This window comes from Micromonospora sp. MH33 (assembly GCF_003013775.1).
GTDB classification, from domain to species: domain Bacteria; phylum Actinomycetota; class Actinomycetes; order Mycobacteriales; family Micromonosporaceae; genus Micromonospora; species Micromonospora fulviviridis.
In genome coordinates this window covers 30731-57154 of the sequence record NZ_MUYZ01000010.1, presented here as the reverse complement: position 1 = coordinate 57154, position 26424 = coordinate 30731, and the positions used below count along the sequence as shown (strand labels likewise).

General features: G+C 68.9%; 21 protein-coding genes. 11 read left to right on the top strand and 10 right to left on the bottom strand.

Annotated elements, in window-relative coordinates:
* A partial coding sequence (locus B0E53_RS03810) for an AfsR/SARP family transcriptional regulator (RefSeq protein ID WP_146167581.1) occupies positions 1 to 987 on the top strand: 987 nt, incomplete at its 5' end.
* On the opposite strand, the gene B0E53_RS03805 is transcribed toward B0E53_RS03810, so the two are convergent.
* Positions 923 to 1735: an SDR family NAD(P)-dependent oxidoreductase gene (locus B0E53_RS03805; RefSeq protein WP_168215208.1), complete on the bottom strand. Its 813-nt coding sequence runs from the start codon at positions 1733 to 1735 to the stop codon at positions 923 to 925. The two genes, B0E53_RS03810 and B0E53_RS03805, sit on opposite strands and share 65 nt — an antisense overlap.
* A 109-nt stretch (positions 1736 to 1844) precedes the next feature.
* Positions 1845 to 3518: a Na+/H+ antiporter gene (locus tag B0E53_RS03800; protein ID WP_246835209.1), complete on the bottom strand. Its 1674-nt coding sequence runs from the start codon at positions 3516 to 3518 to the stop codon at positions 1845 to 1847.
* A 688-nt stretch (positions 3519 to 4206) separates the two neighbouring features.
* Here B0E53_RS03800 and B0E53_RS03795 point away from each other — a divergent pair.
* Positions 4207 to 5664 carry an SDR family oxidoreductase gene (locus B0E53_RS03795; RefSeq protein ID WP_107074676.1) on the top strand — a complete coding sequence of 486 codons (1458 nt, stop codon included), beginning with the start codon at positions 4207 to 4209 and terminating at the stop codon, positions 5662 to 5664.
* A gap of 210 nt (positions 5665 to 5874) precedes the next feature.
* Here the strand turns inward: B0E53_RS03795 and pepE are convergent, their stop codons facing one another.
* Both pepE and B0E53_RS03785 read right to left on the bottom strand, forming a co-directional pair.
* Positions 5875 to 6615, bottom strand: a complete 741-nt coding sequence (pepE, locus tag B0E53_RS03790) for a dipeptidase PepE (RefSeq protein WP_107074675.1) — start codon at positions 6613 to 6615, stop codon at positions 5875 to 5877.
* 44 nt (positions 6616 to 6659) lie between these two features.
* Positions 6660 to 7484: an IclR family transcriptional regulator gene (locus B0E53_RS03785; protein WP_107074674.1), complete on the bottom strand. Its 825-nt coding sequence runs from the start codon at positions 7482 to 7484 to the stop codon at positions 6660 to 6662.
* A 163-nt stretch (positions 7485 to 7647) separates the two neighbouring features.
* Between B0E53_RS03785 and B0E53_RS03780 the strand changes: the two genes are divergently transcribed.
* The 9 genes from B0E53_RS03780 (at position 7648) to B0E53_RS03740 (ending at position 19050) form a co-directional block, all read left to right on the top strand.
* Positions 7648 to 8655, top strand: coding sequence for an ABC transporter permease (locus tag B0E53_RS03780; protein WP_210405909.1), 1008 nt, complete (start codon positions 7648 to 7650; stop codon positions 8653 to 8655).
* Entirely contained in the window at positions 8648 to 9556 is a 909-nt protein-coding gene (locus tag B0E53_RS03775) for an ABC transporter permease (protein WP_107074673.1), read from the top strand. Before B0E53_RS03780 ends, B0E53_RS03775 begins: the two co-directional genes overlap by 8 nt.
* 74 nt (positions 9557 to 9630) lie before the next feature.
* Positions 9631 to 11208: an ABC transporter substrate-binding protein gene (locus B0E53_RS03770; RefSeq protein ID WP_210405908.1), complete on the top strand. Its 1578-nt coding sequence runs from the start codon at positions 9631 to 9633 to the stop codon at positions 11206 to 11208.
* Positions 11209 to 11329: 121 nt separating this feature from the next.
* Positions 11330 to 12655 (top strand): M20 family metallopeptidase, encoded by a 1326-nt coding sequence (locus tag B0E53_RS03765; protein ID WP_107074671.1) that lies wholly within the window; start codon positions 11330 to 11332, stop codon positions 12653 to 12655.
* Positions 12652 to 13608, top strand: coding sequence for a DUF1177 domain-containing protein (locus B0E53_RS03760; protein WP_246835208.1), 957 nt, complete (start codon positions 12652 to 12654; stop codon positions 13606 to 13608). The genes B0E53_RS03765 and B0E53_RS03760 overlap by 4 nt, the downstream gene beginning before the upstream one ends.
* Before the next feature lie 51 nt (positions 13609 to 13659).
* Positions 13660 to 15444: an ABC transporter ATP-binding protein gene (locus tag B0E53_RS03755; protein WP_107074670.1), complete on the top strand. Its 1785-nt coding sequence runs from the start codon at positions 13660 to 13662 to the stop codon at positions 15442 to 15444.
* A complete protein-coding gene (locus tag B0E53_RS03750; RefSeq protein ID WP_246835210.1) occupies positions 15444 to 16148 on the top strand; it encodes an AroM family protein in 705 nt (234 codons plus the stop codon). The genes B0E53_RS03755 and B0E53_RS03750 overlap by 1 nt, the downstream gene beginning before the upstream one ends.
* Before the next feature lie 891 nt (positions 16149 to 17039).
* Complete coding sequence (locus B0E53_RS03745; protein ID WP_146167580.1) at positions 17040 to 17951, top strand: hypothetical protein; 912 nt, start codon at positions 17040 to 17042, stop codon at positions 17949 to 17951.
* Positions 17944 to 19050 carry an FAD-dependent oxidoreductase gene (locus B0E53_RS03740; RefSeq protein WP_107074667.1) on the top strand — a complete coding sequence of 369 codons (1107 nt, stop codon included), beginning with the start codon at positions 17944 to 17946 and terminating at the stop codon, positions 19048 to 19050. Before B0E53_RS03745 ends, B0E53_RS03740 begins: the two co-directional genes overlap by 8 nt.
* A gap of 429 nt (positions 19051 to 19479) precedes the next feature.
* Here B0E53_RS03740 and B0E53_RS38475 read toward each other — a convergent pair whose 3' ends face one another.
* From B0E53_RS38475 to B0E53_RS03710, 6 genes are all read right to left on the bottom strand, one after another.
* Positions 19480 to 19806: a hypothetical protein gene (locus B0E53_RS38475; protein ID WP_210405907.1), complete on the bottom strand. Its 327-nt coding sequence runs from the start codon at positions 19804 to 19806 to the stop codon at positions 19480 to 19482.
* Positions 19807 to 20372: 566 nt separating this feature from the next.
* Positions 20373 to 20831 carry a hypothetical protein gene (locus tag B0E53_RS36885; RefSeq protein ID WP_146167579.1) on the bottom strand — a complete coding sequence of 153 codons (459 nt, stop codon included), beginning with the start codon at positions 20829 to 20831 and terminating at the stop codon, positions 20373 to 20375.
* An 83-nt stretch (positions 20832 to 20914) separates the two neighbouring features.
* Positions 20915 to 21892: a hypothetical protein gene (locus tag B0E53_RS03725; RefSeq protein WP_168215207.1), complete on the bottom strand. Its 978-nt coding sequence runs from the start codon at positions 21890 to 21892 to the stop codon at positions 20915 to 20917.
* Between the two features lie 485 nt (positions 21893 to 22377).
* Entirely contained in the window at positions 22378 to 23298 is a 921-nt protein-coding gene (locus tag B0E53_RS03720) for a carbohydrate ABC transporter permease (RefSeq protein ID WP_246835207.1), read from the bottom strand.
* Positions 23298 to 24749 carry an ABC transporter permease subunit gene (locus B0E53_RS03715; RefSeq protein WP_107074664.1) on the bottom strand — a complete coding sequence of 484 codons (1452 nt, stop codon included), beginning with the start codon at positions 24747 to 24749 and terminating at the stop codon, positions 23298 to 23300. Before B0E53_RS03715 ends, B0E53_RS03720 begins: the two co-directional genes overlap by 1 nt.
* The gene (locus B0E53_RS03710; protein WP_107074663.1) at positions 24749 to 26050 is read right to left on the bottom strand and encodes an ABC transporter substrate-binding protein; all 1302 of its coding nucleotides are present in this window, start codon (positions 26048 to 26050) and stop codon (positions 24749 to 24751) included. Before B0E53_RS03710 ends, B0E53_RS03715 begins: the two co-directional genes overlap by 1 nt.
* Between the last annotated feature and the right edge of the window lie 374 nt (positions 26051 to 26424).

Genomic DNA, 26424 nt, shown 5'->3' with positions numbered 1-26424 from the left:
CCGGCAACCAACCCAACAGCCACACCCGACCCGCTCGGGTCGTCAGCACAACCTACTGACCCTTCGAACTTAAGGACCATCTATGAAAAGCAGGCACGACGGGCCGCTGTCGTGAGCGTTCTCGGTGACTCCGTTGTCCCGGCGGGCCTGACAGTTGGGGTGCTCGGGCCGACCGTCGTGCGGCACTACGGCCGGGCCGTCGCCGTCGGCGGCCCGTCGCCGCGTACGGTGTTGTGCCGATTGGTCATCGCCAACGGCCGGTTCGTGTCGATCGATGCACTGGTCGATTGCCTGTGGCCGCACGACCCGCCACCGAGTGCCCGGATCACCGCGCAGGGCTACTTGTCCGTGCTGCGTCGGACGCTTGAGCCCGACCGGGCGCCACGGCAGCCCGGGCGGGTGCTCGTTCGGGATGGCGCCGGGTACGCGTTGCGGTTGGGGTCACGCACGCTCGACGTCGACCAGTTCAGCAGGGCGGCGGCCCAGGGCCGGGACCTGCTGACCACCGGTGCAGCCCGATCCGCGCTGGTCCGGTTCGACGTGGCGCTCGCACTCTGGCGGGGACGGGCGTACGCCGACTGCGCGGACCACGAGTTCGTAGTCGCGGAGTCGCATCGGCTCCAGGAGCTGCGGACCGGTGCGCTGGAACACCGCCTGGCCGCCCTGGTCGAGTTGGGCGCCAACGATACGGCCATTGCGCAGCTCCGGGCGTTCCTCATCGAACACCCGCTGCGGGAGCGGGGTTGGGCGCTGTTAGCGCAGGCGTTGTACCGGGCTGGCCGCCGGGGGGACGCGCTGGCAATGCTGCGCGAGGCGCGGAACCGCCTGATAGACGAACTCGGCGTCGAGCCCGGACCGGAGCTCGCCGAGCTGCACCGCGACATCCTGGACCAGACGCTGACTCCGCGGCCAGCAGCGAAGATCAACGGTCAAGGTGCTGGCGCGAACGCGAAGCGGACGCCTCCTCAGGCAGTTGGACGCCGGTGAGCTCACCGCAGCGCGTGAGCAGCTCGTCCAGCAGTCTCGGGTCCATGCTGGAGAGGGACGGCCGCCAGTCGCGTTGACTGAAATAGTGCCCACTGACCAGGACGTCGGCTTCGGTGCCTACGGCAAGGCGCACCTGGGCCCGCGCGGCGTCGTCGGGGCTCGTCGGCGCAGCGTCGCCGCCCATCTTGGTGCGCACCCAGCCGGGGTCGACCGCGTTGCTCAAGGTTCCGGGCCATCGACGGGCGACGGCGAACGCGAGCATCAGGTCCAGCAGCTTCGAACTGGAGTACACCTCGACCCCATTCCACGGGCGGGTGTCGTACTGCAGGTCGGCGAGGTCAACCACACCGTCCGCGGCCATCGCCGACGACACGAACACGAGACGCTCCGGCTGGGGAAGCAACGCCGTCAGCAGGTACGGCGCGAGAACGTTGACCTGAAAGGTCGACTCCAGCCCATCCCCGGTCAGCTCCCGCTCCAAGGCGTCCAGCCGGGCGATCCCAGCGTTGTGCACGATGGTGTCGAAGCGTCCGTGCGCGGCCAGTGACCTGGCGAGCGCGACGGTTTCCTCGATCGAGCGCAGATCGCCGACCGCAATCCCGGCCGCCGCCGGGAGCGCCGTCTTGGCGACCGCCGCCCGCTCCTCGTTGCGGGCGTGCAGGACCACCTGATGCCCCCCGGCGACGAGTTGGGCCGCGGTTCGCAGGCCTATGCCGTCCACCGAGCCGGTGACAAGAATGTTGCGCATGCCGTTCCTTCCGTCGTTTTCGGCTTGACCCTGGCACGACGGTTGGGAATCGATTGGAACCTCGTTGGCGACCGGCCCGCCACACCAGGTCGGGCCCACGTGGTTGCTCTTACGGTATCCGGGCGGGCAGTCGTAGCTCCTCGTGATCCAGTTCGCGCTCAAGGACTCGCAGCCCTTCGTCCGGCAGTTGGCCGGCGTCCCGCCATCGCAACAACTCTTCGCGCTGGGCATCGATGACGGTCCGGCGGATGCGCAACGCCGCTTCGTACTGCGCTGAAACCGGCAACCGGGACGAGTCGGCGGCCTGGAGATGGTCGAGGCGCCCGCGGTAGCGGGTCAGTTGACCGTGCAGTTGCGCACGCATCGACTCGACGGCGTCGATGTTCTCCGGTTCCTCGGCGACGAGTTCCGACAGCCGGGCCAACGCCGCCTCGACGGACGCCGACCTTGCTTCGTTTCGGACACGGGCCTGATCCGCCTCGTCGGCACGCAGACCCAACGCCCTCACCAGCGGCGCGAACGTGAGCCCCTGACCAACAAGCGTCACGAGCACGACGACGAAGGCGCAGAACAACAGCAGATCCCGGTCCGGGAACGGCGCCCCACTGTCAGTTACCAGCGGCAGGGTGAAGATCGCGGCGAGGCTGATGACGCCGCGGGTACCGGACCAACTGAGCGCGACAACCTCGCGACCGGTCAGCCGTCGGGCGTTGCGTGCTTCCCGGGCGTCGCGGCGGGCAGAGCCGGAAGCATCGTCGTCGTACTCGGAGGCACCGCCGAGGCGGGTGTGCATCCAGCGAGGTAGCAACTGGTTCAAGACCAGCCACAACGGGCGCAGGAGCAGCACCACGCCGACCGAGATCGCCACCGCGATGATGATCGTGGAGGTGTCGTACTGCTGCAGTCCACGAACGATCTTGGGAAACTGCTGGCCGATCAGGAGGAAGACGAACCCCTCGAGTAGGAAGTCGACCAGCCGCCACACCGCGCTCGTCTGGAGTCGGCTGGCGCCGGAGCCGAGCCGGGGCGTGTGGTGCCCGACGATCAGCCCGGCGACCACCACCGCGAGTACTCCCGAGACGTGCAACTCCTCGCCGAGCAGAAACGCGACGAACGGGGTGGCGAGCGACATCGCGTTGGACAGCAGCGGATCCCTGGTCAACGGCCGCGCCAGACGAACACCCCACGCGATTGCGGCGCCCACCACGATCCCGCCGGCCGCCGCGAGAGCGAACTGTCCGGCGGCCGCGGGGAAGGAGAACGTGCCACTGACGGCAGCGGTCGCCGCCACGCTGAGGATCGTCAATGCAGTGGCGTCGTTGAGCAGCCCCTCACCCTGAATAATGGTGACCAGCTTCGGTGGAAGATTCACCCGCCGGCCCACCGCCAGCGCCGCTACCGGGTCGGGAGGCGCGACGGCCGCGCCGACCGCGACGCCCGCGGCCAAGGTCGCCCCGGCGACGAACAGGTGGAACCCCAACCCGATCGCCAACGCGGTCACGAGCACCAGGACCACGGACAGGCTCACCACGATACGCATGTTCTTGCGGATCGCCAGCAGTGAGGAATCGAGCGCCGCGCTGTACAGCAACGGCGGCAGGAGAATAGTGAGCACGATGTGCGGATCCAGCGTGATGTTCGGTCCGGGTAGGAGCGCGTAGAGGATGCCGATCAGCGTCAGAAGCGCAGCCGAGGGCAGACCGGTCCGCGAGGCCAGCCACCGCGCGAAGATGATGACCGCGACGGCCGCCAGGACGAACAACAACAGGCTCTCCGCACTCACGTACCCATTCCTCCCTCTACGAGCAGCAGGCCCAGGACCGGCGACTTTCCGCCCTCCAAGGCGGAGCGGGCCAGCCGTCGCCGGACGGATCGCCGAAACCCGGCCGAACCGCAACGCGCGGGACAGCGCGAGTGGCCCCATACCAACCGCCGAAGGCCGGACGCCTCCGGCTGCCTCACAGACGAGGAGGTCATCACCGCGAGATACCGAGCCCAACGACAAGCCAGAGATCAGCCGCGCCCTCGGACTGCGCCTCAGCTGTGGCCCGGATACACAAACGGTGCGGGCAGATGTCAATTCTGCCACGCACCGCTGGGGTTGGGTTTGTGTCCGAGGGGCGGACGAACGATCACCCCACCACCGATGACGATCGGCACGACCTTGAAGCGCGCACACCTCCCGGAATGGCGCTGGTCGGCAAGTAGCCGGCACAGGAGCAGGCCGTGGTGGCCGTCATACGGGAATCGACTCCGGTGGTGGCGCGGCCGGCCTGCCGATGGCTGCACCGAGCTTCGTGCGGCTGGATATGCACCGTTTCCGTACACCGGGCGAGGTTGGCCTCCACGCTCTTTGGCCTGTTGAACAGACGCGGGATGCGTCGGAGGCGGTGCGGTGCGTACAGTTTCGGGTCGGACTTGGGGTGGGCCGGATACATCCGGCGCAGGGAATGGGACGAGACAGCGACGGTATGACGGCGGACAACATTACCGAAACCGGTCAACACGGCATTGACCGCGGACGGCTGGAGACCTGTCTCAGCGTCTTCGAGGCGTTGGAGGACCTGCCTCCCGATCACCCCGACGTGGTGCGGGTGCAACGGGCCACCGCGAAGCTCTACAAGGTGATCAAGCAGCGGCGACGCGAGGAACGGCGGGATGCCATCGCGGCGGCCGACCGCGCGGTGACGGCGGCCACCGCCACCGGCTCCCCGGGCCGGATCGACGACGAGACCCAGGGCATCCCGCTCGCCTCCCCCACCGCGGGTGGCACGGCCGGCTTCCTGCACAATCCGCGCGGCTGCTACGTCTGCAAGCAGCGTTACCGCGAGGTGGACGCCTTCTACCATCAGCTCTGCCCGGCCTGCGCCGCGCTCAACCGGGAGCGTCGAAACGCCCGCACCGACCTGACTGGCCGGCGCGCCCTGCTGACCGGCGGCCGAGCCAAGATCGGCATGTACATCGCGCTGCGGCTGCTGCGCGACGGCGCGCACACCACGGTAACCACCCGGTTCCCGCACGACGCGGTCCGCCGATTCGCCGCGATGCCGGACAGCGGGGACTGGCTGCACCGCCTGCGGATCGTCGGGATCGACCTGCGCGACCCCGCCCAGGTGATCGCCCTCGCTGACTCGGTCAGCGCCCAGGGACCACTCGACATCCTGATCAACAATGCGGCGCAGACCGTCCGCCGCACGCCCGGGGCATACGCGCAGCTCGTCGCCGCGGAGGCGGCAGCCCTGCCGGACGGCCCCTTGCCGGAGCTGATCACGTTCGCCAAACCTGCCGGCAGGGGCGACCTGGCGGGCCTGATCGCCTCGCCGCAGTCGACCCCGGTCACCCCGGAGGCGCTCACCGCGCTGGCGCTGACCAGCGGCTCTGCCTCGCCGGAACGGATCGCGGCAGCCACCGCCATCGACGCCGGCGGTCTGGTCCCGGACCTCGATCCGGTCAACAGCTGGGTGCAGCGGGTGCACGAGGTGGACCCGGTCGAGCTGCTCGAAGTGCAGCTGTGCAACGTGACCGCGCCGTTCGTGCTGGTCAGCCGGCTGCGACCGGCGATGGCCGCAGCGACCGCCCGCCGCAAGTACGTGGTGAACGTGTCGGCGATGGAGGGCCAGTTCGCACGCGGCTACAAGGGGCCGGGGCACCCGCACACCAACATGGCCAAGGCCGCGCTGAACATGCTGACCCGGACCAGCGCCCAGGAGATGCTGGCCGACGGCATCCTGATGACCAGCGTCGACACCGGCTGGATCACCGACGAGCGGCCCCACCCGACGAAGATGCGGCTGGCGGACGCGGGCTTCCACGCCCCGCTGGACCTGGTCGACGGCGCGGCCCGGGTCTACGACCCGATCGTCCGTGGCGAACAGGGCGAAGACCTGTACGGCTGCTTCCTGAAGGATTACGCGCCCTGCGCCTGGTGATCAGCGCGCCCATCCCGCCGTTGGCCGCCCAGGCTCAGGCCGACACGGTCAGCACTGTCGCCCGTCCACCACAGGTCCAAGCTGCGGTGGCTGGTGCAGCGTGGCGTCTATGCGGGCATCAGCTGTCCGGGAACACTTCCCCATGCCGGTCGCGCTCGGCGCTGACCTGAACGCGCGTCCCGTTCATCCCAGGCCGCCCGACTGTCGAACTCAGCGGCCGATATCGAACGAACCCACCTGCTCGACGAGCCAGGTCACATCGGCACCGCTCGGAACCTCGGCCGGCTCGGATCCTCGGCAGAAGACTCGCGCGCCCGTGGCCACGCCGTCGAGCCGCATCGAACCGTCGCTCACCCGCAGCCAGGTGCCCTCGCGCATGGCGAGCACCGGGACGTCGTTCTCCTCGAGGAACTGTGTGAGCCGCTCCTCCCGGGTCTCACCCTGGTGGATCGAGGCCGGGTCCGGGTCCAGGTAGTGGGGGTTGATCTGGAAGGGCACGAGGCCGAAGGTCTCGAAGGACGGCGGTTGGACGATGGGCATGTCGTTCGTCGTACGCAGGCTCGGCGTCGCGACGTTGGTGCCGGCGCTCGACCCGAGGTAGGGCATCCCCTCGGACACCCGGGCGCGAACGACGTCGATCAGGCCGAGTTCGTGGATCGCCTTGACGAGGCGGAACGTGTTGCCGCCGCCGACGAAGACCGCCTCAGCACCGGCCACCATGTCGCGCGGCGTGCCCTCGTGTGCTCCGCGGACGGTGATGCCGAGCGGCTCGATGACCCCACGGACCGTTTTGGTGTAGGCGTCGTGGTCCGCCAGCGCGAAGGGGACGAACACGATGGAGCGCAGGCCGTCGAGTGCCTCGAGAATCGCGTCGCGCGCATGCTCCAGGTAGGCCCGGCCCGGGGCCGTTGAGTTGGACAGGAGCAGGAGGTTCTGGTGGCCCTGGGTCATGGTTGTCTCCTCGCGGTGGTCGGTCTGGCTCGTTGGCGCAGCGCTCAGTGGGCTCGGGCCGGCTTGGTCTGCCGGACTGCGACGGCCGAGTTCACCCGGTTGTCGAGCAAGGCGGACAACTGCTCCGCCGCGGCCTGCAGTGCGGGCAGGTGGTCCCGGATGTCGTCGGAACGCGCCGGATACTTGCTCTCGCCGAGGCTGAGCGAGCCGACGGGCCGCCCTCTGAGCATGATGGGAACGGCGAGCGCCCTCGTGGCGTAGTCGTATTCGCCCTCCGAGTAGGCGTAGCCCTGCGCAGCGGTCTCGACGAAGAGCCGTTCGAGCTCGTGCTCGTCGATCCTCGTCAGTTCGGTGAATGTGGCGAAGACCCGACCGGAGATGAGGGCGCGCCGCTCGTTGCCGTCGAGGAAGGCGAAGTAGCCGCGGGAGGTGGCTCCCGCGTTGGCCGGGTACAGCTCGCCGACGAGCGGATGACTGCGTAGCGGCCCGCCGCCGTCGACGGCCGCGACGCACCGGACGTGCAGCCCGTCCGGGACGGCGAAGATGGCCGTGCGATCGGTCTGGAAGGCGAGCGGCTCGAGCACCCGGTGCGCCAGGGCGGCCAGCCCTCCCGTGCGCTCCCAGACGGCGGCCATCCGCCACATCGTTGGGCCGAGGCTGTAGCGCCGGGTTACCGGATCGGCGCTGAGGAAGCCGCGCGCGGCGAGCGCGGCGAGGATTCGCTGCGCGCTCGACTTGTCGATGGCGAAGGCCTCGGCAAGCTCCATGACGCCCCAGTCGCGGCGCCGTTCGGTGAACGACAGGAGGACCTCCAGGGCGCGGTCCACGGTCTGGAGCGGCGAGCGGGGGTGATCGCCTTTGTCTGGCATGGGTCCTCCGGAATGGGCGGGACGCGTCAGAACCTACCGCACCCAGATCCAATCAGGGACGCCCTCTCAAATACAGAGAAAGTATTGCTCAGGGGTGACGGGCGAGCGAATCCTGGGCGCCGAGACCAGGTCAGACCCAACGAAGCGCAGATTGGAGGTGGCCGTGAACCACGTGGTGCGACGAGTCCTCGCGATGATCCCGGCGCTCCTCGGTGTCGTGCTCTGCATCTTCCTGCTCACCCGCGTCCTGCCCGGTGACCCGGCCCGGACTCTCGCCGGAGAGCAGGCTGACCCGGCGACCGTCGAGAAGATCCGTGCCGAGATGGGCCTCGACCAGCCACTGGTCGCTCAGTTCGTCTCCTACGTGCGGGGCCTCTTCGCCGGAGACTTCGGATTCGCGTGGCACACCGGGCAGCCCGTCCTGACGGACTTCGCCTCCCGGCTGCCGGCGACGGTCGAGCTCGCCATCGTGGCGATCCTCATCTCGCTGCTCCTGGGGGTCCCGATCGGGGTCATCAGCGCGACGCGTCGCGACCGGCCGATCGACCACGCCAGCCGCATCTTCTCGCTGATCGGGGCGTCGATGCCGCTGTTCTGGCTCGCCCTCATCGTGATCTTCGTCTTCTACAACAGGCTCGGGTGGGAGCCGGCCCCGCTGGGCCGCATCGCCCAGGACGTGAACCCGCCGACGTCGATCACGGGGTTCTACGTCCTCGACTCGCTCCTGACCGGTGACGTCATCGCGCTCAAGTCGGCGCTGGCCCACATCATCTGGCCGGCCCTGTGTCTCGCCACCGGGAGCACCGCGATCATCGCCCGGATGACCCGGTCCGAGATGCTCGAGGTGATCAACCAGGACTACGTGCGCACCGCTCGCTCCAAGGGTCTGCCGCCGGCCAAGGTCATCCTCAAGCACGCGCTGAAGAACGCCGCCCCCGTCGTCGTGACCGTCATCGGCCTCCAGTTCGGCCAGCTCCTCGGCGGCGCGGTCATCACCGAGACCGTCTTCAGCTGGCCCGGCATCGGCTTCTATGTCGTCCAGTCCGTGCTCGCCACCGACTACGCGCCGGTCCAGGCCTTCACCCTGCTCGCCGCGGCCATCTACCTGACGGTCAACCTCTGCGTCGATCTGCTCAACGCCCGATTGGACCCGAGGATCGAGAATGCCTGACACCACCGTGTCGACCGCTGCGAGCGGCCACCGGGCCGCATCGCCCGACCAGGCGGGGTCGAGGCCCACGACGGCGTGGCGCCTCCTGGTCCGCAACCGCCTGGCGATGGTCGGTCTCGCCTTCATCGTGATCTGGACGATCGGCGCTCTCGTGGCCGGCCTGCTGCCGTACTCGCCCACCGCGACCGGCGCTGGCGGGAACCTCGAGCCGCCCTCCGCCGCGCACCTCTTCGGCACGGACAACTTCGGCCGCGACATCCTCGTCCGGGTCCTCGCCGGCGGGCGCATCTCCCTCTGGACCGGGCTCATCGCCGTCGGGATCTCGCTGCTCGTCGGTGTCCCGATCGGCGCCATCTCCGGCTTCGTCGGCGGCGCGGTGAGCACGGTGCTCATGCGGGTGATGGATGTGCTCCTCGCCTTCCCGTCGCTCGTGCTGGCCATGGCGATCGCCGCCGCCCTCGGCCCGGGCCTGGCCAGCGCGATGATCGCCGTGGGTGTCGTGGGCATCCCCGAGTTCGCCCGCATCGTCTACAGCCAGACCCGCTCGCTGCGGGAGCGTGACTTCGTCGAGGCGGGACGCGCCATCGGTCTGCGGGACCGGACCATCCTCATCCGCCACATCGTCCCGAACACCATTGCCCCGATCCTCGTCCGGGCGACTCTCGGCATGGGCTACGCGATCCTCACGGCCGCCTCGCTCAGCTTCATCGGCCTCGGCGCGCAGCCGCCGACGCCGGAGTGGGGCGTCATGATCTCGGACGGCCGTGGCTACATCATCAGCGGCGAGTGGTGGATGACGGTCTTCCCCGGCATCGCCATCGCCACCTCGATTCTCGGCTTCAACCTCATCGGCGACGGCCTACGCGACGTCCTCGACCCGCGGCTGCGGACGAGCCGATGACTCCGGTCCGCAGCTGCCACCGCCACCAGCCCCTCCACCCACTCCCTCGCATCCCCCAACTGAAGGAGAACAGCGTGAAGCGCAGAGCCACCCTGGCCGCCGCGGTCGCCGTCATCTTCACCGCAGCCGGCTGTGGAGCCAACGCCAACCAGGGCGGCTCCTCGAATGCCGGTACGGCCGCCAAGGACACCCTCGTTGCCGCCTACTCGGAGGGCGGCAAGACCCTCAACCCGGCCGAGGCCAACGACGTCACCTCCGACACGTTCGTCGTGGCGGCCTACGACCAGCTCGTCACGTACGACCGCACGACGACGGACGGCAAGCCGACCGCCAAGACGGACAAGATCGTGCCGATGCTCGCGGAGTCGTGGCAGGTGAGCAGCGACTCGAAGAGCTACACCTTCACCCTGCGGCAGGGCGTGAAGTTCGAGGACGGCTCGGCGCTCGACTCCGACGACGTCGTCAAGACGTTCGACTTCATCAAGAAGTCCAAGTCGGCGAGCTTCCTCTACGGCATGGCCGGCATCGACACCGTGACCGCGTCGGACCCGCGCACGGTGAAGATCGACCTCACGGCGCCGAACCACCTCTTCCTCCAGATCCTGCCGATGTACTCGTTCTCGATCATCAACATCGACAAGGTCAACGCCGAGGGTGGCAGCAAGTGGCTCGACACGCACACCGCGGGCTCCGGCCCGTACCGGGTGACGAAGTGGGACACGGCGACGGAGGCCGTGCTCGAGCGCAACGACACGTACTGGGGCGAGAAGCCGGCCCTGCGCAAGATCAACACCAAGTTCATCGGTGAGGCGAGCAACCGCGTCCAACTCCTCACCAAGGGCGAGGTCGACATCGCGCTCGAGGTGCCGGCGAAGGACGTCGACACCCTGTCGAAGCAGCCCGGCGTCGTCATCGACTCCCGGGCCAGCAACAAGATTCTCTTCTTCGGGATGAACAACGCCATCAAGCCGTTCGACAACCCGAAGGTCCGCCAGGCCGTCTCGTACGCGATCCCGTACGACAAGCTCCTCAGCGACGTCATGAAGGGCCAGGCGTCGCCGATGCGCTCGTCCGTGGCCAGCTCGACCCCGGGCTTCAGCGACGCCGGCAATGTCTACTCCCACGACCTCGACAAGGCCAAGGCACTCCTCGCGGAGGCCGGCTACCCCAACGGCTTCAGCTTCGACTTCACCCTCGGCAGCGGCTTCGACGACTGGTCGGACGACGCCGTGCTCATCCAGGCCGAGCTGGCGAAGATCGGCGTGACGATGAACATCCACAAGATGGCGCGTCCGCAGTTCCTCGAGGCGCTCGCGACGAAGAAGGTGCAGAGCTACATCAGCCGCTGGACCTCCTTCGTCAACGACCCGGGCTACCACCTCGGCCTCCTGCTGACCAGCGACGGCACGAGCAACTACGTCAACTTCCACAACCCGGAGGTCGACAGCCTCTGGAAGCAGGCCTCGACCGAGCCGGACCAGAACGTCCGGAACGACCTGTACGGCAAGGCGCAGGAGATCATCAACACCCAGGCGCCGTGGGCGTACCTCTACGAGTACAACATCGTCGTCGCGGAGCGCGCGGGCGTGCAGGGGTACACGTCGTACCCCGACGGGATCATCCGCTTCTTCCAACTGAGCAACAAGGGCTGACACCGGTAAGGAGAGGCGGCCGCTGGGCCCGCTGCCATCCCGACGTGCGCCCAGCGGCCGCCTCCTCGGCACCAGCACGAATCCGACGCCCCGCAAGCGAATACGACACCTGGAGCCTGACGTGACCACGACATCCCCCGACTGGGAGACCCGGGTCCTCGACGAGATTGAGCGCACGCGGGACGAACTGCTGACGCTCGCCGGAGACCTCATCCGGATCCCGAGCGAGAACCCCCCGGGAGACTGCACGGACGTCGGCACCTTCATCGCCGACCACCTGCGCGCCGAGGGCCTCGACCCCGAGGTCCACGACGCGGGCGATGGTCGCCTCAGCATCGTCGTCCACCGTGCCGCGAGCAACGCCGCGGTGGACGGCGACCCCACGTCGGCGCGCCACCTCGTGCTCGCCGGTCACACCGACGTCGTCCCCGTCGGTGACCTCAGCCGTTGGACGTTCCCGCCCTTCGCGGGTGACGTCGTCGACGGCTACCTCCGCGGTCGGGGCGCGAGCGACATGAAGGCCGGTCTCGCCGGCGTCATCCACACGCTCGTCGTCCTGCACCGCCTCGGTGTCCCGCTGGCGGGGAAGCTGTCGCTCGCGGCGGTTCCCGACGAGGAGCAGGGCGGTTCGCGCGGCGCGGACTGGCTGCTCGACCAGGGGGTCCTCGAGGGTGCGACCGGCGCGATCATCGCCGAGCCCGCCGAACGTACGCACCCGACGATCGGCCAGAAGGGCAGCAACTGGTTCCGCATGACGATCGACGGCAAGCCGGGGCACGGCAGCCTCCAGCCGCTGCACGGCGTCAACGCGAACCTCCTCGCGGCCAGGGCCGTTGTCGCGCTGCAGCAGCTCTGGGACATGAAGCCGTCGGCGCCCGAGGACGTGCTCGACCTCATCGAGAGGTCGAAGACGTTCGCCGAGGAGCGCGAGGGCTACGCTCCCGGCATCGGTGCCGTCTTCGAGCACGTCACCGTCAACATCGGCACGATTCAGGGCGGTACGTCCTCCAACGTGGTCGCGGACCGGTGCGTCGTCGAGGTCGACACCCGCGTGCCGATCGGGTTGTCCCGCGCCGAGGTCCTCGCCCGGGTCGACGAGTTGCTCGCCGAGGCGGGCGTCGAGGCGACGATCGAGCCGACCGGCTTCTGCAGCGAACCGAACTGGACGCTGCCGAGCGACCCCATCGTCACCGAGCTTGTCGCGGCCCTGCGCGAACTGACCGGGGACCCCACCGCCGAGGGTGTGCTCCAGTGGGCGTCCTCCGACGCCCGCACCTTCCGCAGCCACGGCATCCCCGTGCTCCAGTACGGGCCGGCCGAGCTGGCCACCATCCACGGCTTCGACGAGAGGGCGCCCGCCGCCGACGTCGTCCTCGCCGCGAAGACCTATGCCCTGACCACCCTCCGGTACCTCGGCGTCGCCGAGACCGCTACTGAAAGCGAATGATCGTGCTGAACCACGTCCTCACGGCCCTCGACCTCCTCGACCGCCCCGACGCATCGGGTGATCTCGTCGCCGAGCACCTGCGCACCCTCGGCGGCGACGCCTGCTCGATCACCGTCGAGACGGTGGCGGGCGAGCGTGGTTCGACCGACTTCATCCGCGTCACCGTCCCGGGCAGCCGCGGCAAGACCGTCGGCGGCGGCGCCCCGACGCTCGGTGTCGTCGGGCGCCTCGGCGGCATCGGCGCCCGGCCGGAGCTCATCGGCTACGTGTCCGACGGTGACGGGGCGACCGCCGCCGTCGCCGCGGCCGCCAAGCTCCTCGCGATGCACGCCCGCGGCGATGTCCTGCCCGGCGACGTCGTCATCTCGACGCACATCTGCCCCGACGCGCCGACCCGTCCACACGACCCGGTGCCCTTCATGGACTCCCCCGTCGACATCACCGCGATGAACGAGCACGAGGTCACGTCGGAGATGGACGCCGTCCTGTCCATCGACACCACCAAGGGCAACCGCCTCGTCAACCACCGCGGCATCGCCATCTCCCCGACCGTCCGCGCCGGCTACATCCTGCCCGCGAGCGCCGACCTGGTCAGCGTCCTGGAGACCGTGTCGGGCGAGCCCGCCGTCGTGTTCCCGCTGTCCACGCAGGACATCACGCCCTACGGCAACGGCCTCTACCACCTCAACTCGATCCTCCAGCCGGCCGTCGCGACGGCCGCGCCCGTGGTCGGTGTCGCCATCACGACCGTGACGCCCGTGGCGGGCTGCGCGACCGGCGCGAGCCACGAGGTCGACATCGCGCTGGCCGCGCGCTTCGCCGTCGAGGTCGCCAAGGGCTTCACGGCCGGTGCGGTGTCCTTCCACGACGAGGCCCAGGCGGCGCTCCTCGAGAGCCTCTACGGCCCGGCCACCCACCTGCAGACGACTGGAAGGGCCCCCGCGCACGCCTGAGCGGCCGCGCGAGACCGAGCCCAGCGGCACACGGAACCAAGGAGCACGGACATGGCTGAGACCCTGCTGTCGATCGAGAAACTCTCGATCCGGATCGACACGTCCCGCGGCCCGATCCATCCGGTCCGGGGCCTCGACCTGACCATCGCGCGCGGCGAGATGGTCGGGCTGGTCGGCGAGTCGGGCTCGGGCAAGAGCGTCACCGCCATGTCGATCACGGGGCTGCTGCCGGCGCGGCAGGCGCACATCACCGGCGGGCACATCCGCTTCGACGGGCGCGACCTCGCCGCGCTGTCGGACCGGCAGCTGCGCGAGATCCGCGGCAAGGACATCGCGACGATCTTCCAGGAGCCGATGACCGCGCTCAACCCGGTCTTCACGATCCGCGAGCAGCTCACCGAACCGCTGCGCCAGCACCTGCGTCTGGGCCGCCGGCAGGCGGCGGACCGAGCCGGCCAACTGCTCGACATGGTGGGCATTCGCAACACCGCACGCGTCCTCGCAGGCTACCCGCACGAGCTGTCCGGCGGGATGCGCCAACGCGTCATGATCGCCATGGCCATGGCGTGCGAGCCCAAGCTGCTCATCGCCGACGAGCCGACGACGGCCCTCGACGTGACGACCCAGCTGCAGATCCTCGACCTCATCATGGACCTGCAGGAGCAGCACGGGACGGCGGTCCTGCTCATCACGCACGACCTCGGTGTCGTCGCCCAGACCTGCCAGCGGGTCGCCGTGATGTACGGCGGTGAGCTGCAGGAGACGGCGCCGACGAAGCAGCTGTTCGCCGCGCCGCGGGCCGACTACACAAAGCGGCTGCTCAGCTTCATCCCCTCCGCCAACAAGCACGTCGTGGAGGCGGTCGAGGCGCTCGCCGAGGCAAGCCCAACGGGCGACGGCGCTGGGCCGGTTCGCGTCGAGGCACGCCCGGACGCTCGCACGGCGGCACCCGACGACGACGCGCCGGTGCTGCTCGAGGTCACCGACCTGACGAAGGTCTTCACCGGGCGGCGGCGCCGTCTGGGACGTCCGGCCGATGCCGTCAAGGCGGTCGACGGAGTGTCCTTCCGGGTCCGCCGTGGCCGCACGCTCGCCATTGTGGGCGAGTCCGGTTCGGGCAAGTCGACGACCGGTCGGGCCCTGCTGCGTCTGCACGAGCCGACGTCGGGGACGGTGACCTTCAACGGGGCCGACCTGCTCGCGGCGAGTGACGATGAGTTGCGTCGCCTCCGCTCCCAGATGCAGATCGTCTTTCAGGACACGTACGCCTCGCTCGACCCGCGGTGGACGATCCACCGGGCCCTCGCCGAGCCGCTGCGGTTGCACACGGACCTCGACGACGCGGCGATCCGCGCCCGCATCGTGGAGATCCTGCAGACGGTCGGCCTGGGGAAGGAACACATCGACCGCTTCCCACACGAGTTCTCCGGAGGTCAGCGCCAGCGGATCGGCATCGCGCGGGCCCTCATCCTCAACCCGAGCCTCGTCGTCTGCGACGAGCCCGTGTCGGCGCTCGACGTGTCGGTGCAGGCCCAGGTGCTCGACCTCATGAAGCAGCTGCAGCGAGACCTCGGACTCACCTACGTCTTCATCTCGCACGATCTGTCGGTGGTCGAGATGATGGCCGACGAGATCGTCGTCATGAGCCAGGGCCGCGTCGTCGAGCAGGGCAGCGTCGAGCAGATCTTCAGGGCGCCTCGGCACCCCTACACCAAGGCGCTCCTCGCGGCGATCCCGATCGCCGACCCCACCGCGCGGGTCGACCGGGCCGTGCGACGCCGCATCGTCGAGCGTGGCGTGGCGGCTGCGGACCTGCCCGAGAAGGCGGTGGCGTGATGCACGTGCCGGCTGTGGACGGGGCGAGCCACCGGCGGCCGAGGCTCGGCCTCGTCACGATCGGCCAGGCGCCCCGCACCGACCTCATCCCCGATGTCGAGACTGCCCTCTCCGGCGTCGACTGGGTCGAACACGGCGCGCTGGATCTCCTCGACGCCGACGGCATCGCCCGGCTCGGACCACGTGGCGGGGAGCGTACCCTCGTTTCCCGGCTGCGGGACGGTTCGCGCGTCCGCCTCGGCGCGACGAGCATCGCCCCGGCCCTCGACGACGCTCTCCGACGTTGCGTGGCCGATCGCTGCGGGGCGGTCCTCGTGCTGTGCACCGGCCGCGTCGAGCACGGCCCGGCGTCGGTGCCGGTGCTCCACGCGGAGGACCTCGCCCACGAGCTCATGGTGGGGCTCGTCGGTGAGGGTCGCTTGGGTGTCCTGTGCCCCGTACCGGAACAGTTGACGGACATCCGGGAACGGTGGGAAGGGCGCCTGGGCCGCTCGGTCGTCGCGGCCGCCGTAGACCCCTACACGGCTGGACTCGACGAGGTGGCGGCCGCCGGACGAAGTATCACCGCAGACGGAGCCGACGCGGTCTTTCTCGACTGCATCGGCTACACGCGAGAGCAGCGGGAAGTGCTCGCCGCCGAGGGCATCCGAGCCGAGACCGCCCGCCACCTCGCGGTGACGGGCGCGGTGGGTCTCCTGTCCTGACGAGGATCGGCAGCGACCGTCCGGCCTGCGGTTTCTCGACTGCGGCGGCGCCGAGCAGGTTGGTGAAGGCTCCGATCTTCGCCAACGGCAGGGCGGCCAGCGTCGCCGCGATGGCGCCGGCGCAGTCCGGGTCGCCCGTCCCGGTCGTGCCGACCGCTTGCCGGCGGTCAACCCCGCAACCACGGCGCGGCGGTCCCGGCCGCAGGCACGGTCCCGTCGGGCCAGCACCACGGCCACCGGGGCATGCCTGCGGCAGCCCAAGCTGAGCCGGCGCGACCTGGCCATGCGACGCGCCTTCCGCCAACCTGGCGGTCGGGCCGATTCGGCTGTTCGCCGGGCCGTCGCCGAGTACGCCGCGGCCACCTGACGGCCGGCCTGCCGCTGCCCGGCAGGCTCGCCGCTGTCTCAGGAGAAGTGCGTTCGGGGCCGGGGCGAATCGCTTTCCGCCCACAATCAGATCGACTTTCTCGTGGTGGAAGGCGACCAGACCCGCGATCGGCAGGGGCGCCCCGATAGGGAAGTCGCAAGCCAGATCCGGGTGGATCGCGTCGCCGACCCCGGACCGGCCAGTAGCCGCTGGTCCGGCCACAGCCGCGCGGTGCCGGCGTCCCAGAACACCTCAATGTCGAGGCCGAGCGATAGGCGTGCCTCGCTGAGGAAGTTAGCAATACGCCCCTCATGTGACTGTCGTCACACACGTTTTACGCTGCGGTTTTGAGTGGGCCGAACCCAAGGCACCGACCGCAACTGAACTGGGGGCCACCGGCGAACGTTCAAACGGACGTAACACCCATTCAACGCCATCATCAGACCGCAATTGGAAAGGTAGGGAATCCGTCGATGCGGCAGATTGAAATCAGGTGGCCTGTCCTGGATGGCACCAGGGTCAGAGTGGACCTCGACGAGGTGAACAACGCCGATCTGGTGGAACCCTTGTGGCGATCGTTGCCCTACCGCACGCTGCAAGGGCACGCGCTTGTTGCCGGTGACTGCCTATATCACGTGCCGCCGGCCCACGGGCTGGTCCAAGCTGTTCCGGACCGGCGTGTCGACCGCCAAGCTGCACCCAACGGCACGGTTTTCTGTTCGGCGGTGCAGCATTTGACCATCAAATACGGCGCCTTGACCGAGCCGATGCCCGCTGCGCCTATCGGCCGTGTCTGGGATTCGGACCTGCCTGTGTTGAGGCAGGTCGGACAGGCCGTCTGGGACAGCCTGCACGGACGCGGCGAACCAATCATCGCGGAAGTCTGCCGGCTGGATCAGCCGGCAGGGCACGATGTCTACCAGCACCCCTGCATCTCCGAGCGGGCCGCCAGCCTGGTGGCCACCATTGCGGAGATGTCGAAGAGCGTTCTGGTCGAACCGCCCGACGAACTTGTGCGCCTGCATCAGGGCCACCGGATGTCGGACGCGGGCAGTCGGGGTTCCGTGCTGACCACCCTCGTTTTCGTGAACGGTGAGACCCGACCACTCGGCTACATGACCTATACCGCGCTAGCGCGGGCCGCGAAACAGACCGACATCTCGCTGGATTCGCTGTGCGAGATGGCCAGGATGCTCTTGGTCAAGCCGTCCGAATTCCTCGGTTACTGCGGCTTGTCGCCCCTCTGGGCGGCCACCGAGGAGGTCGTCGACATCCTGAGCCGGGATATCGAGCGGCCGGACTTCGTGGCCCTGATGGAACAGATGGCATTGTATGTAAACGCTCTGGGCGCCTGGAATCTCCAGTTGTTCCCGTGGGAGCTGGCACCGCAGCAGTGGACGTACCGCTCGATGCGCGAGGCGCCGGCCCATGTCTGACCAGGGTTCCCGACGCGTACTGGTGATCGGTGGCGGCGTCATCGGGCTTTCCGTCGCGTTCCACTGCGCCGAAGCCGGTTTTGACGTCACTGTGGTGGAGCGCGGCGAACTGGGGGCTGCGACGACAGGACAGACGGCCCGCGTGGTGCGGGCTTACTTTCCGGGTCGGGTCGAGGATTCGCGGCTCGCCGCAGCCAGCCTCGATGAGTACCTCCGCCTGGACGTCGTCTCCGGTGTTGCTCCGGACCTGGCGGCAACCGGCTTCATGGTGGCCGTGACCAAGGAGGCCGACGTCGACCGGCTGGAGCAGGAACTCGACGCTCAGCGGGCGGTCGGCGTGGTGGCAAACATCATTACCGCCGCCGAGGCTGGTCGCCGCAACCCATGGCTTGACACGAACGGACTCCTCGCGGCGATCTGGTCACCACAAGCCTTCTCGTGCAGCCCCGAGGCCATCGTGAAGGGCTATGCAACAGCGGCCCGGCAACGCGGCGCGAGGTTCCTACTCCGCACGGCGGTGACAGGCATCGACCTGCCGGCCGGTCGGGTCGACACCACCGCCGGCCCGCTCCACACCGACTTCATCGTTTGCGCCGCCGGTCCTTGGAGCGGTGACGTCGCGAACCTCGCCGGCATAGGGCTGCCGGTCGCACCCAGAGAATCCGAACTGATGATCACGGATCCGGTTCCCGATCGAACCGTCATCCCGTTCACCCTGCACCTTGAATCCGCGCTGCGGGTACGTCGGCTCCAGGAGTCGTTCCTCATCGGCCTGGAAGGGGTTCCGAAGCAGGGCAGCGATCGTCCGAAGTGGCACCGCGCCGTCGCCACCGAGTTCGCCGCGCGGTATCCCCGGCTGGCGGGTCTCGGCCTGCGTACAGCCTGGACGGGGACGCTTGACGTCGCCAACGGACGCACGGCCTACATCGGTGCTGAGGGTCGCTTCCTGTACGCGGCCGGATTCTCGGGGCGAGGGCTCTGCCAGGCGCCGGCCGCCGGCCGCATCGTTCGCGACCTCTGCCTCGGCGCGGAAATCCCTGACCTGTCACGCTTCTCGATAAACCGGCCCCTCGTATCTGGCGCCACACCGAACGCTTAACCCGATCCACTCGCTTCGCTTGTGTCCGCCACCCCCATCTCCGAGCAGGACCAGACGGGGTGCCGGGAGCAGATGTTGACGTTCTCTCCGCCCTGGCGGGCGGAGATTCCCTCCGCGCTGCACGTGGAACAGCGCGCGGCGCTCGGGTGGATTCCTGCTTCGCGGTGCTGCGCCGGCACAGGTGCCGGTCTTACCTGCGCTCCACAGGTTTGAGTTGTCCCAGCGTCCCTGAGCCACCACGTTGATCGCCGCTTGACGTCTCGGTCGTGGACCGTCCCACTGCGGTCGGTCCCCGACCGGACGTCCAGCGGCTTCGGTCCGTCGAGGCAGCCGCACGCCGAGCACGTCTGGTACGTGGGCGCGAACCGGTTGATCCGGGCGAAGGCGTGCCCGTACCGAGGGTTCTCTCGGTGCCAACCGGTCAGCCGCTCAGCCCAGACGTACGGTCGCCCGCGCCGCCCCGGCCGACCGGCGCCGCTCGCGCCGCTCGCGCCGCAGGAACGTGGAGCCGGCATGCTCCGGCCGGGCATAGGCCGTCCGTACGGCCGCAACCGCCCATCGCATCCGCTCCACCGCCTCAGACGGATGGTCACCGTATTCCTGTGCCACGAGGGCGGCACAGCCAGCGGTCCGGTGCTGACCGAGGCTGCGCAGGATGACGGCCCGGATCTGGGCGGGCGCCGGGTCCTCCGACGCCTGGAGGTCGGATACGAACAGGGCCTCGGCCCGGATACTGGCCGTGATCGACGGGTTCATGGGGCAATCTCCTCGCTCGCCGAGTGGTCCACAGGTCCGACGAAGAGCGTCCTCCGGTCGGTCGGCCGCCCGTTGGTCGGACACCAGCTAATACGGTCACACTGCTGGCTGCGCCCACGTCGGCCACCAGGTTTTTCACCCGACGACCGGATCAGGCACCTGATGAACCTCGGCCGACCGCGGTACGTAACGGCGGCCTCCGGCCGTTCGCTGATCGTCGGCCGCGGGATTGCCCAGGTAACACAACCAGCGCCTGCACTCAGCCATCGGGGACGTCCCACCGACCCGGGTACGAATCGATGTTCTGATCCGGGCCGTTCTCGCCTCCAGGCGGCTGGCGAGTTTGCGGGCGGACTCGTACAACGTGAGCCGGCCCAGCCGAGGCAGCACGACATGCTGGCGTAACACCGCGATCGGCTACCACCGCACCACCGACATCGCCCGCGCAACCCGAGGCGCCAACCGCCACCCACCCAACCTCATCACCGCGGTTACCCGCAGTTACCCGACAACGCAATGACTCTGGGCGCCGCTGACGCGAGAGGGCTCCGTACCCGTTCAACTGCCTACCCCGAATCTGGTTCGGCACCGGCGCCTGCAAGCGCCGATTCATCAGCCAGCATCCGGACCACGGTGGCGACATCTGTACGTTCGGAAAGAAGCAGGACGCTGGAGGCTCTGGTCCATCGCCATGCCAGCAACAACGTGAATCGACGGGCTGCCGCTCTCTGGTTTGGGCACGGAATCATGATCAGCTGACAGGCGACAACCGCCGCCCAGGCCGGTCCCTCAACAGCAACCTGGTCGCAAATGAACCTGGCCGAAGGGAATTTGGTCAGCATCGCACGCAGGCGGCGCCGCATGGCAGCGGAACTGTTGACGGGCGCTGCGAATCCGGCGACGCCGATCGCGCTGAAATGGCAACGGCGTGCGAGGAGGTGCGATGCTGGTCCGGCGTCGGCTCGGGACAGCGCTGCGAAAGCTCGACGCAGACGTCTGGTGACCAGGAACACGAACAATGGCATCGCCTCCAGATACTGTGCTGATACAGCGAGGGAGAATGTGGGCGGCAGCGCCCGTGGTGGTGTCCTTCAATGCCTGAGTGTGGTCAGTAAATAGGACCCACGACGCGGGCAGGGGTGCCCAGCCACCAGCCCCGCCGGCCGGTCCGAATGTGGTCAGAGCCCAACTTGCGCCGCAATCGGGAGACGACTGTGCTGACCGCCAATGGGCTCTTCGGTCGCATGATGGTGGGTGTGTGGGCGAAGACATCCCTCCCGTTCAGGGGTATTCCTCGCGCCTCGATGAGCACCCGCAACGTAGCGGCCTCCTGGGGACTGAGCGGGACCAAGGCGATCCTGCTCGGTAGCGCTAGCGCTACCCGTCGGGTCGCAGGGTCCAGCAGCATCGCGTTGGAGGCGTTTGCGGACAGAGCGGTGTCTTCAGTTCGGCCAGCCAGCCACCAGCCACCGCCACCCGTGACGATGAATTCCCGACCCAGTCGCTGTCGGAGGCGGTATACGATCACCCCAACTTGGGAGGGTCTTGCGGGACGGGCCTTTGCCGGCATGGAGAGCCAGATCTCGTTGCGGCCTCGCGGCATCCCCTGTGCCTCGATCAGCGCACGCAGCACAAGGTACTCCTGCCACCCGAGCCGGATCGTGGATCCTCGCCCAGTCACCCACACCCGTCGACGCGGTAGGTCGAGATAGAGCCCGCCGAAAGAGATCGCGTCGGGCCAGGCCGGAGGACGGGAAGCATCCGAGGCGTCAAGCCACCAACCACCGGCCCCCGTGAGAACTCGGTGGGTGCCGAGCTTGTTGCGAATGTTGGCAATGATCACACCGACCTGCGCGATGGTAGGCGGACGGGAGCCTCTTGGCATTGCTGCCGCAACCTCCTCGCGGCGGCATGGTTCGCCGGCCCGGCCGATCAAAACGGCCAGCACCTCGGCCTGCTGGCCGCTGAGTAGCACCGCGCGCATCTCTGGATACAGCCGCACCATGCCCGTCGATGTGTTCAGCTCCACCCCGCCATAGGCCAGGATGCGCGTCGGCTTCAGCCGGTCACGTTCGGATACCCGCACACCGCTACGAAACCGACCAACCCTCTCGCCGCCTGCTCTGGGCCGGTCGGCGACTGCCGCTGCGCTGCCCGCCGCACCGTCGGCCCCGCGCCAACCAGCCGGATGATCCGATAGCGAGTATCGTTCCATTTTCGCCTCGCCTTCCGCCCACGCCCGAATGTTTGGGCCTTACGACATACCGAGCCCGGTGCGGTTCACCGGACCGCGGTTTCGAACCCGCCTGCCAGGTGGAGGATGTGCCACACCCGTTGGCGACGGTGATCCCGGCCCTGCACCAGCCACGCCCGCGAGGCAATTCCGGCACAGGGCGCACCACCGCCGAAGCCGCACGCACGAGATGCGGGGCGGGCCGAACGGCGGCGCCCGGGGTGGGGTCGGCGGGGCCCGACCCCACCCCGGTCACGTTCCGGGCCCGGCCCCGGGCCCCGGGCGCTGGGATGCGCCCTTGCGTCGTGCGTGACGCGCACCGCGGGATCCATCTCCCGCTACTTGCCTGACCCGGCGAGGACGCCCTGCACGAAGTAGCGCTGGAAGGCGAAAAAGACCACCAGCGGCACGAGCATGGACAGGAACGCGCCGGGACCGATCGTGTCGAGGTTGGACGAGAACGACCGCATCTGCTCCCGCAGGGCGTAGGTGATCGGGGCATTGTCGGAGGTGGCGAAGACAAGCGCGACCAACAGGTCGTTCCAGACCCACAGGAACTGGAAGATGCCCAGCGAAGCAATGGCCGGCCAGCCGATCGGCAGCACCACGCGGGCGAAGACGACCGCTTCCCGGGCGCCGTCAATCCGGGCCGCCTCGAGCAGATCGCGGGGGATGTTCAGGAAGAAGTTCCGCAACAGGAAGATCGCGAACGGCAACCCGAAGGCCACGTGGAACGCGACCACCGCCGAGATCTCGCCGTAGATGCCGAGGGCGCGGAAGAGCCGGGCGTCCGGCACGATCGCCACCTGGATCGGCACCACGATCAGCGCGACGACCAGCACGAACAGCCAGTCCCGGCCGGGGAAGTCCAGCCAGGCCAGGGCGTACGCGCCGAATGCTCCGAGTAGCACCACGAGCAGGGTCGACGGCACGGTGATCAGTACCGTGTTCCACAGCGATTCGACGATCCGCTCGTTCTGCAGCACCTGGGCGTAGTTGTCGAGGGTCAGTTGGGCCGGTGCGGTGAAGACCGTCCACCAGCCGGTGGCGCTGTTGTCAGCGCTGCTACGCAGGCTCGCCACCGCCAGACCGAAGGTCGGCAGCAGCCAGAAGACGCCGATCAGGACCGCCAGCAGCCGCAGCAGAGCCTTGCCAAACCGCATCATGAACCGGATCCACGGTCCCGGTCGCGGCCGGCCGCCCCGCGCGGTACCGGCGGGCATCAGTTCCGGTACCGCGCCGATGGTGGGGTGGCTCATCAGCTATCCCTCCTCAGGCGCCGGATGTTGAACAGCATCGCCGGGAGCACCAGGGCGAACAGCAGGACCGCGAGGGCGCTGCCGAGCCCGTAGTCCAGGCCGCCGCCGAAGGACACCCGGTACATCTCCAGGGCGACCACGGTCGCGTCGTCCTGAGACGACTCGGGTGCGAGCACGTAGATCAGGTCGAAGATCTTCAAGACGTTGATGGTCAGGGTGACCAGCACCACGACGAGCACGGGCCGGACCAGCGGCACGGTCACGTGCCGGAAGGTCTGCCACTCGCTCGCGCCGTCCATCCGGGCCGCTTCGAGCGCTTCCCGAGGCAGCGCGGTCAGACCGGCCGACACCAGCACCATCGCGAAGCCGGCCCAGATCCAGATGTACGCCCCGATGACCGCGGGAGTGACCAGGGAAGGCCCGAGCCAGCTGACGCCGTTGAACGGCTCGGTGAAGTTGTCGGCGGGGAGCCGGATGACGTATGGGCCGGAGGTGAGGTCGGGGAACGCGAACCGCCCGGCGGCGTCGGTCCGGGTGGTAGCGACCACCCTGCCCCCGTCGATCACCGCCTCGACGGTCATCTGGGGCAACCCCACCTCGCCGGGGTCGACGGTCCCCGCCCGGCCGCCGCCACCGCGGGTGAAGTCGAGCCACACCACCCCCTGCAGTCCGGGGCGGCCGGCGGGTGCCGTGGCCGGCTTGGCGTCGGTCGGGATCCGGTCCGGCGGCAGACCCACGAGGGCCAGGCGGACGGGTTCGCCCGGGTTCACCGGCCCTCTGGACTGGAAGCCGCCGTTCATCGGCACCAGCTCGCCCTGCTCCCGAGCATCCATCCCGTGGTAACGCGACGGGGACACAAAGGCGTCGTGCACCGACACGACGGCCGCGTTGAGCACGCCGCGGTCCGGGCTCTCGTCGTAGACCAGCCGGAAGGTAACGCCGGCGGCCAGGAACGAGATGGCCATCGGCATGAACAGGACGGCCTTGAGCACGGCCGACCGGCGCAGCCGCTCGGTCAACACCGCGAAGATCAGCCCAAGGGTGGTGACCACGCTAGGTGCCACGATCACCCAGACGAGGTTGTTCAGGATGGCTCGCCGGGTGTTCGACGAGGTGAACATCTCGACGTAGTTGTCGAAGCCGACGAACCTCGATCCGTCACCGCTGCGGAAGCTGAGCCACACCGTGTAGACGATGGGATAGCAGACCAGCACCAGCAGCAGCACCAGGGCGGGGCCGAGGAAGAGCGCGACCATCAGGCGGGTTTCCCGCGACCGCCAACGGGCCGCGGTCCCGGCGGTCGGCCGCGGGCCGCCGGGGGCGCCCCGGTGGCCCGCGCCACCGGCGGCGTGCCGTGAGCCGCCGGGGCGGTCGGCCACGCTCGCCCGGCCGATCGTTGTCTGGGCAGGGTACGGACGGATGCCCTGGGCCGGGTCGGGCGTGATGCTCATCAGTTGCCTCCGAAGTCCTTCTTCGCGGCGGCCTCGAGCTGCTGGGCCAACGCCTCGGGGGCGAGCGGCTTGGCGAGAAAGTCCTGCAGCAGCACCCAGAGGTGGGCGCTGGTTGCACCGCCGAACGTCTGCGGCGTGAGGTCTGACAGGTCGAAGCGCAGCGATTCGGCCTTCACCACCGCTTCGGCGAGTTCCCGGGTGGTGTCGTCCGGGTACGTCTCGATGTCCAGTCCCGAGTTCGCCGAGATGAACCCGCCCTTGGCCGCCATGATCTTCGCCGCCTCGGGCGAGGCGAGGAAGGCCATCAGCGCGTTCGCCTCCGGCGTGTCCTTGAAGGCGACGGCCTGGTCGCCCGCCGTCACCACCGCCGGCTTCGAGCCGTCGACCGACGGCCAGTTGAAGAACTTCGCGGACTCGCCGACCTTCAACTCACCCAGCTTGTTGATCTCTGAGGCGACGAAGTCGCCTTCGAACAGCATCGCTCCCTTCGGCGACTTGCCGAAGACGTCGGCGATCGCCTGGGTGAAGGGGGTCTGCGTCGGACTGCGGGCCAGGAACCGCGGCGTACGCCAGTAGTCGGCCAGCAGGGTCAGCGTCCTGACCACGCTGGGGTGGGTCCAGGGGATCTCGTGCTTGGCCAGCTTGTCGTACATTTCCGGGCCGGCGATCCGGAGGTAGATGTTCTCGAACCAGTCGGTCAGCACCCACCCGTCGCCGCCGGCGGCGACCATGGGCGTCACCCCGGAGTCGGCGAGCGCGGTGGAGACCGTTCTGAGCTCGTCCCAGGTCTTCGGCGGCTGCACCCCGGCGTCGGTGAAGCTGTCGACCCGGTACCAGATCACCGACTTGTTGGCCACCTTGAAGTAGACGCCATAGAGCTGCGCGCTCACGGTGCCCATTTCCTGCCAGGCAGAGCTGTAGTTGTCCTTGATCGCGGCGGCCGCGTCACCGGTCAGCGGCTTGACCGCGCCCCGCTTCACGAACTCGGCCACCACCCCGGGCTGCGAGATCAACGCGACATCCGGCGGCGAGCCCCCAGCGATCCGGCTGTTGAGCAGCACCGGCAGATCGTTGCCACCAGAGGTGTACTTCACCGTCGCGCCGGTCTTCCCGGCGAAGGCATCCAGCACCGCCTGGAAGTTCGCCTGCTCGGTACCGGACCACGTGGCCGCCACCTCGACCGTCCTGCCGGCAAGGTATGCGTCCGGCGAGCCGGACGGCGGACCGGCATCGCCACCGCACCCTGCGGCGGTGGCGAGGATCGCCGCCGTCACGGCGAGCGGCGCCCATCGTCGCACCATGGACCCTCCTGAATCTGGTGTGCGGATCGGGACTGGACCGGGGCGGCAGGTGACCCGCCGCCCGCCCTGCGTTGGGAGTCGGCCGCGGTTGAGTGGCGGCTCAACCGCGGTCGACGACGCCAACCCGGTTCCGGACTGGCGGTCGGCCCGCCCTCATCCATCCCCATCTGGGCCGGTGCTCATCGGTCACATCCCGTTAACCGATGGGTGATTGCGCCGAGTCTTCAACACCACCGCGTTTCCCGGAAGTCAACCGGGTGCTACGTGACGGGACCGACGAAAACCTCACAAGATCCACTTGCCCGGATCCGGCCCCGACCCGTCGGTAACTATTCGGCGATCCATTCTGAACTGGAAAAACGCCGTCCAGATCG

Excerpts from the sequence above, each read along its gene's own strand:
- B0E53_RS03795 (WP_107074676.1), top strand. The coding sequence starts at position 4,207 with ATGACGGCGGACAACATTACCGAAACCGGTCAACACGGCATTGACCGC.
- B0E53_RS03785 (WP_107074674.1), bottom strand. The coding sequence starts at position 7,484 with ATGCCAGACAAAGGCGATCACCCCCGCTCGCCGCTCCAGACCGTGGAC.
- B0E53_RS03805 (WP_168215208.1), bottom strand. The coding sequence starts at position 1,735 with ATGCGCAACATTCTTGTCACCGGCTCGGTGGACGGCATAGGCCTGCGA.
- B0E53_RS03710 (WP_107074663.1), bottom strand. The coding sequence starts at position 26,050 with ATGGTGCGACGATGGGCGCCGCTCGCCGTGACGGCGGCGATCCTCGCC.
- B0E53_RS38475 (WP_210405907.1), bottom strand. The coding sequence starts at position 19,806 with ATGAACCCGTCGATCACGGCCAGTATCCGGGCCGAGGCCCTGTTCGTA.
- B0E53_RS03715 (WP_107074664.1), bottom strand. The coding sequence starts at position 24,749 with ATGAGCATCACGCCCGACCCGGCCCAGGGCATCCGTCCGTACCCTGCC.
- pepE (WP_107074675.1), bottom strand. The coding sequence starts at position 6,615 with ATGACCCAGGGCCACCAGAACCTCCTGCTCCTGTCCAACTCAACGGCC.
- B0E53_RS36885 (WP_146167579.1), bottom strand. The coding sequence starts at position 20,831 with ATGCCATTGTTCGTGTTCCTGGTCACCAGACGTCTGCGTCGAGCTTTC.
- B0E53_RS03775 (WP_107074673.1), top strand. The coding sequence starts at position 8,648 with ATGCCTGACACCACCGTGTCGACCGCTGCGAGCGGCCACCGGGCCGCA.
- B0E53_RS03755 (WP_107074670.1), top strand. The coding sequence starts at position 13,660 with ATGGCTGAGACCCTGCTGTCGATCGAGAAACTCTCGATCCGGATCGAC.
- B0E53_RS03720 (WP_246835207.1), bottom strand. The coding sequence starts at position 23,298 with ATGAGCCACCCCACCATCGGCGCGGTACCGGAACTGATGCCCGCCGGT.
- B0E53_RS03740 (WP_107074667.1), top strand. The coding sequence starts at position 17,944 with ATGTCTGACCAGGGTTCCCGACGCGTACTGGTGATCGGTGGCGGCGTC.
- B0E53_RS03750 (WP_246835210.1), top strand. The coding sequence starts at position 15,444 with ATGCACGTGCCGGCTGTGGACGGGGCGAGCCACCGGCGGCCGAGGCTC.
- B0E53_RS03760 (WP_246835208.1), top strand. The coding sequence starts at position 12,652 with ATGATCGTGCTGAACCACGTCCTCACGGCCCTCGACCTCCTCGACCGC.